At 64.8% G+C, this 14,166-nt stretch carries 10 protein-coding genes, 3 tRNA genes and 1 pseudogene; 9 read left to right on the top strand and 5 right to left on the bottom strand.

Going from position 1 to position 14,166, the window contains the following annotated elements:
• Nucleotides 1-3 precede the first annotated feature (3 nt).
• Complete coding sequence (locus IGS58_RS22945) at nt 4-3,591, top strand: ABC transporter permease/M1 family aminopeptidase (protein ID WP_230522793.1); 3,588 nt, start codon at nt 4-6, stop codon at nt 3,589-3,591.
• Here IGS58_RS22945 and IGS58_RS22940 read toward each other — a convergent pair.
• From IGS58_RS22940 to IGS58_RS22920, 5 genes are read right to left on the bottom strand one after another with little or no spacing between them, the layout of a single operon-like run.
• A complete protein-coding gene (locus IGS58_RS22940; protein WP_230522792.1) occupies nt 3,578-4,276 on the bottom strand; it encodes a LytR/AlgR family response regulator transcription factor in 699 nt (232 codons plus the stop codon). The two genes, IGS58_RS22945 and IGS58_RS22940, sit on opposite strands and share 14 nt — an antisense overlap.
• Nucleotides 4,267-5,373 (bottom strand): sensor histidine kinase, encoded by a 1,107-nt coding sequence (locus IGS58_RS22935; RefSeq protein ID WP_230522791.1) that lies wholly within the window; start codon nt 5,371-5,373, stop codon nt 4,267-4,269. Before IGS58_RS22935 ends, IGS58_RS22940 begins: the two co-directional genes overlap by 10 nt.
• Nucleotides 5,325-6,260, bottom strand: a complete 936-nt coding sequence (ttcA, locus tag IGS58_RS22930; RefSeq protein WP_070258652.1) for a tRNA 2-thiocytidine(32) synthetase TtcA — start codon at nt 6,258-6,260, stop codon at nt 5,325-5,327. Before ttcA ends, IGS58_RS22935 begins: the two co-directional genes overlap by 49 nt.
• Nucleotides 6,261-6,292: 32 nt before the next feature.
• Nucleotides 6,293-6,691: a dihydroneopterin aldolase gene (locus tag IGS58_RS22925; protein ID WP_034783508.1), complete on the bottom strand. Its 399-nt coding sequence runs from the start codon at nt 6,689-6,691 to the stop codon at nt 6,293-6,295.
• Between the two features lie 53 nt (nt 6,692-6,744).
• Nucleotides 6,745-7,530, bottom strand: a complete 786-nt coding sequence (locus IGS58_RS22920) for an SDR family oxidoreductase (protein ID WP_070258608.1) — start codon at nt 7,528-7,530, stop codon at nt 6,745-6,747.
• Between the two features lie 81 nt (nt 7,531-7,611).
• On the opposite strand from IGS58_RS22920, the gene IGS58_RS22915 reads away from it, so the two are divergent.
• The 8 genes and pseudogenes from IGS58_RS22915 to IGS58_RS22880 all read left to right on the top strand — a co-directional run.
• Nucleotides 7,612-8,763, top strand: a complete 1,152-nt coding sequence (locus IGS58_RS22915) for a class I SAM-dependent methyltransferase (protein WP_230522790.1) — start codon at nt 7,612-7,614, stop codon at nt 8,761-8,763.
• A 149-nt stretch (nt 8,764-8,912) separates the two neighbouring features.
• Nucleotides 8,913-9,992, top strand: a complete 1,080-nt coding sequence (locus tag IGS58_RS22910) for a J domain-containing protein (RefSeq protein WP_230522789.1) — start codon at nt 8,913-8,915, stop codon at nt 9,990-9,992.
• Between the two features lie 63 nt (nt 9,993-10,055).
• Nucleotides 10,056-11,651, top strand: a complete 1,596-nt coding sequence (locus tag IGS58_RS22905; protein WP_070258612.1) for a DUF3369 domain-containing protein — start codon at nt 10,056-10,058, stop codon at nt 11,649-11,651.
• Nucleotides 11,652-11,784: 133 nt separating this feature from the next.
• The gene (locus IGS58_RS22900) at nt 11,785-13,431 is read left to right on the top strand and encodes a tetratricopeptide repeat-containing response regulator (protein ID WP_034753121.1); all 1,647 of its coding nucleotides are present in this window, start codon (nt 11,785-11,787) and stop codon (nt 13,429-13,431) included.
• Between the two features lie 233 nt (nt 13,432-13,664).
• Nucleotides 13,665-13,749, top strand: a tRNA-Tyr gene (locus tag IGS58_RS22895).
• A gap of 63 nt (nt 13,750-13,812) precedes the next feature.
• Nucleotides 13,813-13,886, top strand: a tRNA-Gly gene (locus IGS58_RS22890).
• Nucleotides 13,887-13,929: 43 nt separating this feature from the next.
• Nucleotides 13,930-14,004, top strand: a tRNA-Thr gene (locus IGS58_RS22885).
• An 88-nt stretch (nt 14,005-14,092) separates the two neighbouring features.
• Nucleotides 14,093-14,166, top strand: a pseudogene (locus IGS58_RS22880) (GTP-binding protein); the annotation flags it as partial.

The raw sequence follows: 14,166 nt of genomic DNA, 5'->3' as shown, positions 1-14,166 counted from the left end.
AGCATGTGGCAGGAATTCTTTCGCTTCGACTTGCGCTACCAATTGCGCCAGCCCTTGCTGTGGCTGATGACGGTGCCCCTGATGGTCGGTGCCTTTCTGACGGCCGGCAGCCCGACCTTCCGCCTCGGTGGCGGCATCGGCAATGTGCACCTGAACGCGCCGGCCGTGATCGCCAATCAGCTTGGCGTGCTGAGCATGCTTGCCATGTTCCTGGTGGCCGTGTTTATCGCCGGCGCCGTGCTGCGCGACAGCGACGCCGGCATCGCCGATCTGCTGTACGCCACGCCGATGCGCAAGCGCGACTACCTGGGCGGGCGCTTCCTGGCCGGCCTGGCGGCCTGCCTGCTGGTATTCGTGCTGGTGGTGCTGGCGATGATGCTCGGTTCGCTCACTTCCGCCGCCGACCCGGAGCGGCTCAACCCCGTCACGCCGCTGCCCTATCTGTGGAGCTTTGCCGTCTTTATCGTGCCCAATGTGCTGTTTGTCGCCGCGCTGCTGATGCTGCTGGCCGTGGCTGGGCGCTCGATGCTGCTCGTGTACGTGGGCGTGCTGGCGTTTTTCGTGCTGTGGGCGGCCTCCGGCCTGCTGGCCGGACGTCCGGCGCTGGCCATGACGGCGGCCTTGCTGGACCCGTTTGGCGTGCGTGCCCTGGCGCTGGCCACGCGCTACTTCACCAGCGCCGAAATGAATACGGCGCTGCCGCCGCTGGCCGGCCTGCTGCTGGCCAACCGCCTGCTGTGGGGCGTGCTGTCGCTGGCGCTGCTGGCGGCCACCATCTGGCTGTTCAAGCCGCAGCGCGCCGGTGCAGGCCGCGGCTGGTTCCGCCGTGCCGTCCGCGCGCAGGCGGCGCCCGTTGCCATCGTCGCGGCCGGCCCCGCGCTGCGTCCGGTCGTGCCGCAGTTTGGCATGGCAGCGGCATGGCGGCAATTCTGGCATGTGCTGCGCTTTGACACGATGGGCGTGCTGAAAAGCGTGCCTTTCCTCGTCATGCTGCTGCTGGCGCTGGCCAACTTCATCGCCAATGTCAGCGTCGGCGGCTTGCGCTTTGACAGCGTGCCGTATCCGCTGACGCGCCTGATGCTGGTCGAACTGGCCGACAGCCTGAACTTTGTGCTGGCCATCGTCGTGATGTTCTACAGCGGCGAACTGGTATGGCGCGACCGGCACGCGAAGATCGCCGACCTGACGGACGCCTTGCCCGTGCCGGGCTGGCTGCCGCTGCTGGCCAAGTGCGGTGCCTTGACCGCCGTGGTGGCCGTGTTTCTGGGCGCCGGCGTGCTGGCAGCGCTGGCGGTACAGCTGCTCCAGGGCGGCGTGCGCCCGGAACCGCTGCTGTATCTGCAAGGCACGCTGATGAACGCCGCCTGGTTCGTGCTGATGGCGCTGGCCATGCTGGCGCTGCAGGTACTCGTCAACCAGAAATACGTCGCGTATGCGCTTTCGCTGCTGCTGGTGATGTTCAAGCCACTGCTGGCCGCGCTGGGCTTCGAGCATCCTCTGTACCGCTTTGCCTCGCTGCCGGAACTGGTGTACTCGGATTTGAATGGCTATGGCGGCCTGCTGGCCGGCTGGCTGTGGTTCGCGCTGTACTGGACGCTGGGCACGGTGGCGCTGCTGCTGGTGGCGCAGGCTTTTCGCCCGTCGGGGCGCGCGGCCCGCTGGCGCGTGCGCTGGTCGCAAGGCGTGCGGCGCCTGCGCGGCACCAGCGGCTGGGCCCTGGCCCTGAGCCTGGCCGGCTTTGCCGCCAGCGGCAGCTGGATCGCCTACAACATGCATGTGCTGAACCACTATCAGTCCGGCGCGCAGCTGCTCGATGCGCGCGCCGACCATGAACGGCGCTATCGCCAGTATCTGGCGCTGCCGCAGCCCGGCATCACGGCGATTGCCGCCAATGTCGACCTGTATCCGGCGCAGCGCAGCGCGGCGATACGCGGCCGCTATCGCGTGAAGAATCGTGGCGCGACGCCGCTGCGCACGCTGTACCTGCAGATGGATACGGCGGCGCAGACCACCTGGCAGGCACTGCCCGCGCACCGCGTGCTGGTCGACGATGCGCGCCATGGCGTGCGCATCATCGAACTGGCGCAGGCGCTGGCGCCGGGCGCGACGCTCGATCTTGCGTTTCTCGTGACCGTGCGCCAGCAGGGCTTTACGGCCAGCGGCCAGTCCGAGGGCGTGCAGCACAACGGCAGCTATTTCACCATCGAGCAGTATTTCCCGCACCTGGGCTACAACGCGGCGCAGGAGATCGCGGACAGCGGCGAGCGCCGGCAGCGTGGCCTGAGCGCGCCGCATGGCATGCCCAAGCTCGACGACCCGCAGGCGCGCTACAGCAATTATTGGAAGCAGTGGGGCATCGATGGCGACCTGGTCGACTTCCAGACCACCATCTCCACCAGCGCGGACCAGGTGGCGATCGCCCCGGGCACGCTGGAGGGCAGCTGGCAGCAAGGCGGGCGCCGTTATTTCAGCTACCGCATGGCGCAGCCGGCGCTGCCGTTCTTCGCCTTCCAGTCCGGCCGCTGGCAGGTGCGGCGCGCGCAGTGGCAGGATGTGGCGATCGAGATCCACCACGATGCGAAGCACGCGTGGAATACCGGCAGCATGGTCGCCGGCGCGCAGCAGGCGCTCGCCTACAACACGGCGCACTTCGGCCCCTACCCGCACCGGCACTTGCGCATCGTCGAGTTCCCCCTGTACCAGCAGTATGCGCGCAGCTTCCCGGGCCTGATCCCGTTTTCGGAGTCGCTGGGTTTTATCAGCGACCTGCGCGACCCCGATGGCGTCGACCATGTGTTCTATGTCACGGCGCATGAAGTGGCGCACCAGTGGTGGGGCGACCAGCTCATCGCCGCCAACGTGCAGGGCAGCGGCATGCTGACGGAATCGCTGGCGGAGTATTCGGCGCTGATGGCGGTGGAGCAGCGCTTCGGCGCCGACAAGGTGCGGCGCATCCTGCGCTTTGACCTCGATGCCTACCTCGCCGGCCGGGGCCGGGAACAGGGCCGGGAGCTGCCCCTGTTCCGCAGCGAGGGCCAGGCGTATATCGAATACCGCAAGGGCAGCCTGGCGTTCTACCGCCTGCGCGCTGAAATCGGCGAGGCGGCCTTGAACCGCGCCTTGAAAGCCTTCCTGGCGCAGCATCGCTATCGCAGCTCGCCCTATGCGACCAGCCGCGACCTGCTGTCCTTTATCCGCGCCGAAACGCCGGCGGCGCAGCAGCAGCTGGTCACCGACCTGTTCGAGCGTATCGTCCTGTACGACAACCGCCTGGCCGGCGCCAGTGCGCTGCGCCGTGCCGATGGCCGCTGGGACGTGACCTTGCAAGTGCAGCTGGCCAAGCTGGAAGCCGACGGCAAGGGCCGCGATACGCCGCGCGCCTACGATGAGCCGGTCGACCTGGCGGTGTTTGCCGATGGCGCGCCACAGCGCCTGCTGTATCGCGGCAAGCACCGCTTGCCCGGCGGCGCCGCATCGGTGACGGTGACGGTCGATGCGCCACCGGGCGAAGCGGTGCTGGATCCGGAGCAGCTGCTGATCGAGCGCAATGGGCTGGACAACCGCCGGCGCGTGCAGCTTACAGGCGGTTGAGCTGTCTGAAGACGATGGCGCGCCGGCGCGACATGCCCACGCGCAGGCCGCCGTGCAAGGTGAGCGTCATGCCGCCCGCGGGCGCGGGCGCGATGTCCGTCACGCTGGCGAGGTTGACGATGCGGCTGCGGCTGACGCGCATGAATTTCGCCGCGTCCAGCCGCGCTTCGAGCTGCACCAGTGAGCGCAGCAGCAGCGGACGGTGGCTATCGAAATACACGCGCGTGTAATTGCCTTCCGATTCGAACAGCGCGATGTCGTCCAGCGCCACGAACCAGCAGCGCTCGCCGTCCTTGATGAATACCTTGCCATCGGCGGCCGTCGCCCCGCCTTCCCGGGGAGCGGGCCGGCGCTTCTCGAGCGCTTGCGCCAGCCGTGGCGGATCGATGGGTTTGAGCAGGTAATCGAGGGCGCTGACGTCAAAGGCGCGCAGCGCATAGCGGTCGTAGGCCGTGGTGAAGATCACGGCCGGCGCTTGCGCGAGCGCCCCCAGCAGGTCGAAGCCGCTGCCATCGGGCATTTGCACGTCGAGGAAAATCAGGTCCGGCGCCAGCGCCGCGATCTGCTGCAAGCCTTCCTGTACGTTGGCAGCTTCGCCGACCACGCTGACCCATGGATGCTCGCGCAGCAGGCGGCGCAACTCGTCGCGCGCCAGCCGCTCATCGTCGATGATCATCACGCGCATGTCTGCTCCCAGGGTAGTGTGACGGTGGCGATGACCCAGCCGTCCTGCTCGGCCAGGCGGCAAGTGGCTCCCGCGCCAAACAGCAGGTGCAGACGCTGGCCGGCATTGGCCAGGCCCACGCGCGTCGAGCCGCTGTCGGCTGCCAGCTTGCCCTGGTTCGCCACGCGCAGCAGCACGCTGTCATCGGCCCGGCGCGCCTCGATGCGCACGGCGCACGGGCCGGTGCTGCGTTCGACGCCATGTTTGATGGCGTTTTCGACCAAGGTTTGCAGCAGCATCGGCGGCAGCGCCACGGCGTCGAGGCCGGGAGCGATATCCTGACTCAATTGCAGCCGCTCTTCAAAGCGCAGTTTTTCCATGCCGAGATAGGCTTGCAGCGCGGCCAGCTCGGCATCGAGCCGCACCGTGTCGGACAATCCCGTCTGCAGATTGTGGCGCATCATGGCGGCCAGCTGGTTCATGGCGCGCGCCGCCGCCTGCACGTCCTGGAACATCAGCGCGCGGATGCTGTTCATGCTGTTGAAGAAAAAGTGGGGATTGACCTGCGCCTGCAAGGCGCGCAGTTCTGCGTCCTTGACATGGATTTCCAGCTGCAGCTTGTCGAACGCCAGTTGCGTGGCGTGGCGGCGCGACAGCGCCAGGGTGTACAGCAGCGTCCACAGCGCGAACACGATAAACCAGAGCACCGTCAGGATCGCCAGGGTGGCCGGCAGTTCGGCGCGGTCCTGCAGCAGGGCGCCGTTGCGGAACAGCAGCTCGGCCAGCAGCACGGCACCTGTTTGCAGCACGCTGAGCAGCAGCAGGCCGGCGCCGATGCGCGCCAGCGGCAATCTGTCTTGCGCTCCCTTGATCCAGCCATGGCGCCGCAGGTGATTGCGCCAGCCGTGCGACAGGCCCAGGCCCGTCAGCGCGCAGAAGACCTTGGCGACCGAGAACCACAGGACATAGGCATTGGGTCCGCCGCCCCAGGAGGCGTACACGCCCAGCGCCGCCAGCGCGCCCCAGCCGGCGCACTGCGCGATCCAGTAGTCGCGCGGCGTGCGCACGGTCAGGCTTGTTGCAGCGCGATGGTGCCGAACGTGGTCGGCGTCGAGCACGGCTCTTCGTCGAAGGCGATGTCGCCCATGGGGCTGGCCACGCCGTCCGCCTTCAAATCCTTGAAGCCGAACAGTTTCGGATCCATCAAGTGCGATGGCGCCACGTTCGACAGGGCCGAGAAGATGCTTTCCACGCGGCCGGGGAATTTCTTGTCCCATTCGCGCATCAAGCCCTTGATCTGCTTGCGCTGCAGGTTTTCCTGCGAACCGCACAGGTCGCATGGAATGATGGGGAAGCCCTTGACTTCCGCATAGCGCTGCGTGTCTTCTTCCTTCACATAGGCCATCGGGCGGATGACGATGTGCTTGCCGTCGTCCGATTGCAGCTTGGCCGGCATGCCTTTCAGTTTGCCGCCGAAGAACATATTCAGGAAGAAGGTTTCCAGGATGTCGTCGCGGTGGTGGCCCAGGGCGATCTTGTTGGCACCCAGCTCGTCGGCCACGCGGTACAGGATGCCGCGGCGCAGGCGCGAGCACAGCGAGCAGGTGGTCTTGCCTTCCGGGATCAGGCGCTTGACGATGCTGTAGGTATCCTGGTTTTCGATGTGGAAGGCCACGCCTAGTTCCGTCAGGTAGGCGGGCAGGATTTCCGGCGGGAAGTTCGGCTGCTTCTGGTCCAGGTTGACGGCGACGATGTCAAAATGGATAGGCGCGCGTTCGCGCAAGGTCATCAGAATGTCCAGCAGGGCGTAGCTATCCTTGCCGCCGGACAAGCACACCATCACCTTGTCGCCGTCTTCGATCATGTTGAAATCGCCGATGGCCTGGCCCACCAGGCGGCACAAGCGCTTGTGCAGCTTGTTGTTTTCCAGGGCGATCTTTTCCGCCTTCTTGCGCGCCAGTTTTTGCGCTTCCACATTGGCCGGCACTTCCACGGCGGCTGTCATCGTTTCCAGTACGGCAGTGTCATTCATGTTGTTCATGCTTCATCCTTGATCTTGAATACTTCCACGCCCACGCCTTCGCAGTCGGGATACACGTCCGGTTTCATGCTCGAGACGCGCGCGGCGCGCACGCGCGGGTGGGCCAGCATGGCCGCGAGCACGTCGTCGACCAGGCTTTCCTGCAGCTGCACGTGGCCTTGCGCCATGCGCCTGGCGATGGTTTCGCGCATGAAGTCGTAGTCGACCACTTCTTCCAGCTGGTCATCCTTCGGCGTCGACAGGGCCAGGGGAATGTACAGGTCGACGTTGATGAGGACGCGCTGCTCGCCCTTTTTCTCGAAGTCGTAGACGCCGATGTTGATGAGGACTTCGTAATTGCGCAGGAACAGGCGGCGGCAATCGGCCAGGCGAGGGTGGGACAGGGCGGACGACATAGTTTTACCTTTTCGGGGATGCTGGAATGCTGGTTGTTTGGTGTGGCTGCTGATTATTTGGTCAAAAACATGACGTCGCGCGGCAAGCCGATCAAATGCTGGCCGCCATCGACCAGCAGGGTCGTGCCCGTCAGCGCGCGCGCGCCGGCCACGTAACAGACGCAGTCGGCCACATCCTCGGGCGTGCTGGAGCGTCCCAGCGGCGTGTTTTCATGCGCCTTGGCGAAGTTCGCTTCCGTCTGTTCGCCGGAGACCATGGTGATGCCGGGGGCAATGCCCACCACGCGCACTTTCGGCGCCAGCGCCTGGGCCAGCATGGTGGTCGCCGACAGCAGCGCCGCCTTGGACAGGGTGTACGACAAAAAATCAGGATTGAGATTGTACAGTTTTTGATCCAGCAAGTTGATGACCACGGCTTGCCCGCCTGCCGGGGTGGCCTGGTACAGCGCTTGCGCCAGCAGGATGGGGGCGGCCAGGTTGGCGTGCATGTGGGCGTCGAGGGCGGTGAAAGAAAAATCGCCCGCATTGTCGTATTCAAACAACGATGCGTTGTTGACCACGCAAGTCACGGCGCCCAGCGCCGCCTGTGCCTGTGGCAACAGCTGGCGCACGGCGTCTTCCTGCGCCAGGTCGCAGGGGAACGCTTGCGCGCGGCGCCCCAGCGCCGTGATTTCCGCCACCAGGCTGAGCGCCTCGTCGCGCGAGTCGCGGTAGTGGACGGCGATATCCCAGCCGTCGCGCGCCAGGCCGAGCGCGATGGCGCGGCCGATGCGGCGCGCCGCGCCCGTGACGAGGGCGACGCGGGGAGTGCTGTGTGGCAGTGTCGATGCTGGTGTCATGTCTTTACTGTATATATGGAGTGAGCGGGCTTGCCATGGCCGGTACTGGCGGCCCGCGCCGCCGATTCGCTACAATACGGTATGTCTCTTCCCGTACCCGATAGCGACGCGCTGGCCGCGTCCCATGCCTTGCAGCACCAGATTGCCGCCGAAATCGCGCGCAATGACGGCGCCATTCCCTTTGTCCGCTTCATGGAGCTGGCGCTGTATGCGCCTGACCTCGGCTATTACAGCGGCGGCGCCGCCAAGCTGGGCAAAGATGGCGATTTTACAACCGCGCCGGAAATCTCTCCCCTGTTCGGCGCCACCCTGGCCCATGTGGCAGCCGCTATTATGGCGCAAACGGCCCCGCGCATCCTCGAATTCGGCGCCGGTACGGGCAAGCTGGCCTGCGATATCCTGACGGAAGCGGCGAATGCCGGCATCCCTATCGAACAGTATGCGATCGTCGAACTGTCCGGCGAATTGCGCGCGCGCCAGGAGCTGGCCCTGGCCGGCTTCCCGCAAGTAGTGTGGCTCGACGGCTTCCCCGACAGTTTCGAAGGCGCCGTGTTCGGCAATGAAGTGCTCGACGCCATGCCAGTCAACCTGATCAGCAAGACGCCCGCCGGCTGGTGCGAACTCGACGTCAGCATTGCCGATGGCCAGTTCGTGTTTGTCGAACGTCCGGCCGGCGCCGACGTGGCGGCGCAGATCGCCGCCCAGGTGCCGGATGCCGAGCACTTGCCGGTCGGCTATGTCAGCGAGATCCATGGCGTGGCCTGCGGCTTCATGCGCTCGCTGGCGCGCATGCTGACCAATGGCAAGGGCGGCGCGGCCTTGCTGTTCGATTACGGCTTCCCCGCCCACGAGTATTACCTGGACTTGCGCGCCACGGGCACCCTGATGTGCCATTACCGCCACCACGCCCACGCGGAACCGTTCTATCTGCCCGGCTTGCAGGACATCACGGCCCACGTGGATTTCACGGCCATGGCGGTGGCGGCGCAGGATGCGGGTCTCGATGTGCTTGCCTACATGAACCAGGCGTCCTTCCTGCTGGGCGCGGGCATCGGCGACTTGCTGCTGCGTACCGATCCGGAACAGGTCAAAACGTATTTGCCGCAGGCCAGCGCCGTGCAAAAGCTGGTGTCGCCCGCCGAGATGGGGGAATTGTTCAAGGTGCTGGTGGTAGGGCACCAGGTGGAGTTGCCGGAAGCCCTGTTGTCCAGTGACCGCAGTCACCGCTTGTAAGCGCCTGCAATATCAAGGCAGGGCAGTGCCGCCCTGCAATTTCCTGTCCGCCGGTGGTTATTATCTTGTCATATCGTATATGATGACCGACACAGCACGGTTCCATCCTGCAAGAACCCGTCGCCGCGCACCGATTTCAAGATAGAACGATGGGAAAGATACATACACACTATGACAACCTGAAAGTGGCGCGCCTGGCGCCGCAGGAAGTCATACGTGCCGCGTACAAAGCCCTCAGTCAGAAATACCATCCGGACAAGAATCCTGGCGACGAAAAGGCCGCCCGCATCATGGCGATCCTCAACAGCGCCTATGGCACCTTGTCCGATCCACAACGCCGCAAGGAACACGACGAGTGGATCGCCGCCGAGGAGTGGGAAATCGAATGGCTGGAAAGCACCCACCACGAGGAAGGCAAGAGCCGCGATGGCCGCGCGAAAGGCCATGCCCAATCGCATGAGCACGCCTGGGCGCAGGATGTGCCGCCGCCGAAGGGCAAGGCGCCGCCCATCTGGCGCAACTGGCGCTGGTGGCTGAGTCTGCTTGTCTGCCTGTTGCTGGGCTGGCTGGGCGCCTTGCTCATGCTCGATACCTCGCAGCCGATGCCGGCCGCGCTGGCGTCGGCCTGGAGCGGCCTGGCCCGTGATGGCGCCAGGGCGCACCCGGACGCGTCTTCGGCGGATGGCGTCGCCACGCCGCCGGCAAAAAACGAGGCGGTGGCTATCGATAGCTGGGCCGTGGGCAAGCCGTATGCGGCCGAGCCCGCGCAAGCGAAGGCACCGGAGATCCGCGTGCTGGCCGTCTCACAGCTGAGCCTGAAAGCCAGCCGTCCCGCCTGCGATGGCGCCAGCCAGGCCGAGTCGGCGGCGCTGGTGGCGCCGAATGGCGAGCCATGGCCGGCGCAATCGGGCTATGTGGATGGCTTTCCGATCGGTAACAAGGGCGAGGAACTGAGCTTGACCATCGATAACAGCAGCAACGCGGCGCCCGTCTTCGTCAAGCTGTATGACCAGGAGCGGCGCTCGAATGTGCGCTACCTGTACATCCTGGCCAATGACAAGCTGACGGTGGAGCAGCTCAGCGCGGGCAAGTACGAAGTGCGTTACCAGGCTGTCGGGCCAGGCCAGGACAATTGCGGCGGCGCCACGCGCAGCGGTGCAGCGCTACCCGCGCCGGCGCCGGTCGCCGGAGACGGCGCTACGCAGAATCCTGTTGTAAGCAGCATCTAATCTGATTATGCTTGATAGGCGTCAACGCAGCGTCCACATCGAACTTATCCCTTAGGAGTATTCATGACCGACCTCAAAGCCGATGCAGATGATAACTGGCTGCTCGACGAAGATGAGCCGGTGGCCAGTCCTGCCGGGCTGGCCGCGCCCGACCAGCGCCTGTGGCGTGTCCTGATCGTCGACGATGACGTGGATGTGCATGCGGTCACGCGGCTGGCGCTGCGCAATGTCAGCTTCAAGGGCCGCGAACTGGAACTGTTTTCCGCCTACAGCGGCCGCGAAGCGTACGACATCCTGCGCGACACGCCCGATATCGCGCTGGTGCTGCTCGACGTGGTGATGGAAACGGACGATGCCGGCCTGATCCTCGCCAAGCGCATCCGCGCCGACCTGAACAATTCCATCGTGCGCGTCGTGCTGCGCACGGGCCAGCCGGGCCAGGCGCCCGAGCAGCGCGTCATCATCGAATACGACATCAACGATTACAAGGCCAAGACGGAACTGACGACGCAAAAGCTGTTTACCACCGTCATCTCGGCCTTGCGCGCCTACGAGAGCCTGATGATGCTCGAGCGCAGCCGCATCGGCCTGGGCAAGATTCTCGCCGGCGCCACCAATCTGTACCAGATCCATTCCCTGCGCGAATTCGCTTCCGGCGTGCTCAACCAGGTCAGCGCCATCCTCGACGTGGGCGCCGACGGCGTGCTGTGCCTGATGCAGGGCGGCGCCGGACGGCCCGAAGTGGTGGCCGCCACGGGCACGTATGCCGTGCTGGCCGAGGCGGAAGCCATGCCGGCCGACCATGCCCTGACGCCCACCATCGACAAGGCGTTCGCGGAAAAGCGCAGCCAGTTCGAGCATCCGGCCAATGTGCTGTTCATCCATACGGAAGGCAACCGCGAGCTGGCCATCTCCGTCACGCCGCCGTGGCCGCTGGCGCAGATCCAGCGCGACTTGCTGGAAGTGTTTTGCCAGCGCATCGCCGCCGCCTTCGACAACCTGTACATGTTCGGCCAGCTGCGCAAGGCGCAGGAAGCGACCGTGGTGGCGCTGGCCGACCTGGCCGAGTTCCGCGACAGCGACACGGGCGGCCACGTGCGGCGCGTGCAGCTGTTGTCCGACGCCATCGCCCGGCGCATGCAGCAGCGCGGCGTGTACCCGGATGAGCTGACGCCGCAGCTGCTCGACATGATCGGCCTGGCCAGCATCCTGCACGACGTGGGCAAGGTGGCGACGCCGGACGCCGTGCTGCTCAAGCCGGGCAAGCATACGGACGAGGAGCGGGCGCAGATGCAGCTGCATGCCAGCGTCGGGCGCACCATCCTCGAGCGGGCCGCCAACATGGTCGACGGCGTCAGCTATCTGACCTATGGCGCGCAGATCGCCGGTGGCCACCACGAACACTTCGATGGCGCCGGCTACCCGCATGGCCTGAAGGGGCGCGATATTCCCGTGGCCGCGCGCATCGTTGCCGTGGTCGACGTTTTCGATGCCTTGCTGCACGAGCGGCCTTACAAGGAACCGTGGCCGTATCCGCAGGTGCGCGAGTACATCGAGCAGCGCAGCGGCAGCCAGTTCGATCCGGAAGTGGTGACGGCGCTGCTGGAACTGATCGACCATGAGCCGCAACTGTGGCATCCGGAGCGCGCCGTCGCTTGAGTAGCCGCTTCGTTGGCATTTTTCGGCGCGCCGCCATTCCCTTGCGCGCGGCGCCGTCATATACTCGGCAGCCTCATGCTGGCTGGCGCCACGCACCAGTGTGGCGCGCCGCGGAGTTTTCGGACATCACGACATGAAAGAACTCAAGGGCCTCAGCGCACTGATCATCGAGCCGCATCCGGGCATGCGCGCCAGCCTGCACAATATGCTCAACCTGTGCGGCCTGGCGAAGATCGACGACGCGGCCAGCTCCGGCCAGGCGATCCGCATGCTGGGCAGCAAATCGTATGACTTGATCCTGTGCGAATATGATCTCGATGGCGGGCAGGATGGCCAGCAGATGCTGGAAGACCTGCGCCACCACAAATTGATGCACGCATCGACCATGTTCTTCATGGTCACGGGCGAAGGCAGCTTCGCCAAGGTGGTCAGCGCCGTCGAGCTGTTGCCTACCGATTACATCCTCAAGCCCTTCACCGCTGACAACATGCTCGAGCGCATCGGCCGCGCGTTGGACAAGCGCAATGCCTTCGTGCCCGTGTATGAACTGATCGACGTGGGCAATGAGCGCGCGGCGATTGCCGCCTGCGCCGAGGGCGCCAGCCTGTATCCCCGCTACGCCACCGATTTCCTGCGCTTGCGCGCGGAACTGCACCTGCTGCTGGGCGAGGCGGCCGACGCCGAGCCGATCTACGCGGCCCTGTATGAGAGCAAGTCCATCGGCTGGGCGCGCCTGGGGCAGGCCAAGACGCAATTTTTGCTGGGCGAGTACGAAGCGGCGCAGGGCACCCTGGAAGGGCTGCTGGAAAACAACAAGCGTTTTCTCGATGCGTATGACTGGCTGGCGCGCACGCACCTGGCGCAAGGCAAGCCGGAACTGGCGCAGGCGGCCTTGAGCGAAGCGGTGGCCCTGTCGCCGCACGCCGTGCGCCGCTTGCGCCGCCTGGGCGAGGCGGCCCTGGCGGCTGACGATATCGAGATGGCGGAAAAATCCCTCAAATTGGTGGTCAGCAAGGCCAAGTATTCGGAATTCCGCGACCCGGAAGACCATGTGCGCCTGGTGCAGACCCTGGTGCGCAAGGGCGACCCGCTGCAGGCGGGCGCCGTGATCCGCGACCTCGACAAGTCGATGGGCGGGCAAAAGAATGCGGAACTGTGCAGCGCCCTGTGCAGCGCCATGCTGCATGCGCATACGGGCAATGAGGAGCGCCTGCAGCAATCGCTGGACGCGGCCCTGGCCGCCAACCGCCACAGCGTGGGCGGCTCGAACATGCTGAAAACGGAACTGGCGCGCCATTGCCTGGCGCATGGGCGCGAGGATGGCGCCGCCGAGGTGATGCGCGAAGTCATGCGCAACGCGCCCGACAGTGCGGCCATGACGCGCGCCATGGCCGTGTTCGAACAGGCGGGGCGCGAAGAGCTGGCCAAGGCATTGGCGCGGCAAAGCCGCCAGGAAGTGGCCGACATGGTGGCGGCCGGCGCGGCCAGGGCGGGAGAGGGCGATTTCCGTGGCGCCGTCGATCTGATGGGCGAAGCCGTCACGCGCCTGCCCGATAATCCGCAAGTGGTGTTCAATGCGGCCGTGGCCGTGCTGAAGTGCCTGGAACACGAAGGCTGGGATGAGCGCATGGGCCAGCAGGCGCTGACGTTTATCGCCGGCGTGCGCCGCCTGGACCCGCGCAACCCCAAATTGCCCGTACTGTCGGGCCTGCATCAGCAGTTATTGCGCAAATATAAGCCCCTTGGCAACTCCTGGATGCATCCGCCTGATGCCCGGTAAATAGAAAAAATGCGGGGTGAGTGACGGGAAAATGCGGCTTGCGGGCAGGGGGGATAAAAAAAATGCGAAAAAAGTCGACTTTTTCGCGCCAACCCTTGCACATTCTCAAATCGGGAGCTTATAATCACGCCCCGAAGCAGCCAACTTCTTCTTTATAAGCAAATGCAGCAGTCAGGCATCAGTAAATAAGGTTGACAGTTGTGAGTAGATGCTTCATACTCTGCGGTTCCCGCGGAGGGGTGGCCGAGTGGTTAAAGGCGACAGACTGTAAATCTGTTCTCTATGAGTACGCTGGTTCGAATCCAGCCCCCTCCACCAAGTTTTTGCAAGGAAAACTGGGTAGTAGCAAAAAGCAAGTGAAGATAAAGTGAACGATACCTCGCGGGTGTAGCTCAATGGTAGAGCAGAAGCCTTCCAAGCTTACGACGAGGGTTCGATTCCCTTCACCCGCTCCAGTTTCCGTTCAGATGCTTGATGCATCGCATGCAACAAATTACAGCCCTTGTAGCTCAGTGGTAGAGCACTCCCTTGGTAAGGGAGAGGCCACGTGTTCGATCCACGTCAAGGGCACCAGAATTCGCAGCAGGCAGCACAGAAGCAATTCAAACCAGACCGTCGGGCGTGTGCCTGAGCAATCTAATCAAATCATTAGGAGTTCAAAATGGCAAAAGGTAAATTCGAACGGACCAAGCCGCACGTCAACGTCGGCACCATCGGCCACGTCGACCACGGTAA

Source organism: Janthinobacterium sp. EB271-G4-7A (genome assembly GCF_020858075.1).
GTDB lineage: Bacteria > Pseudomonadota > Gammaproteobacteria > Burkholderiales > Burkholderiaceae_D > Janthinobacterium > Janthinobacterium lividum.
The sequence above is the reverse complement of the archived record's forward strand: the minus strand, read 5'-3'. Positions and strand labels throughout refer to the sequence as shown.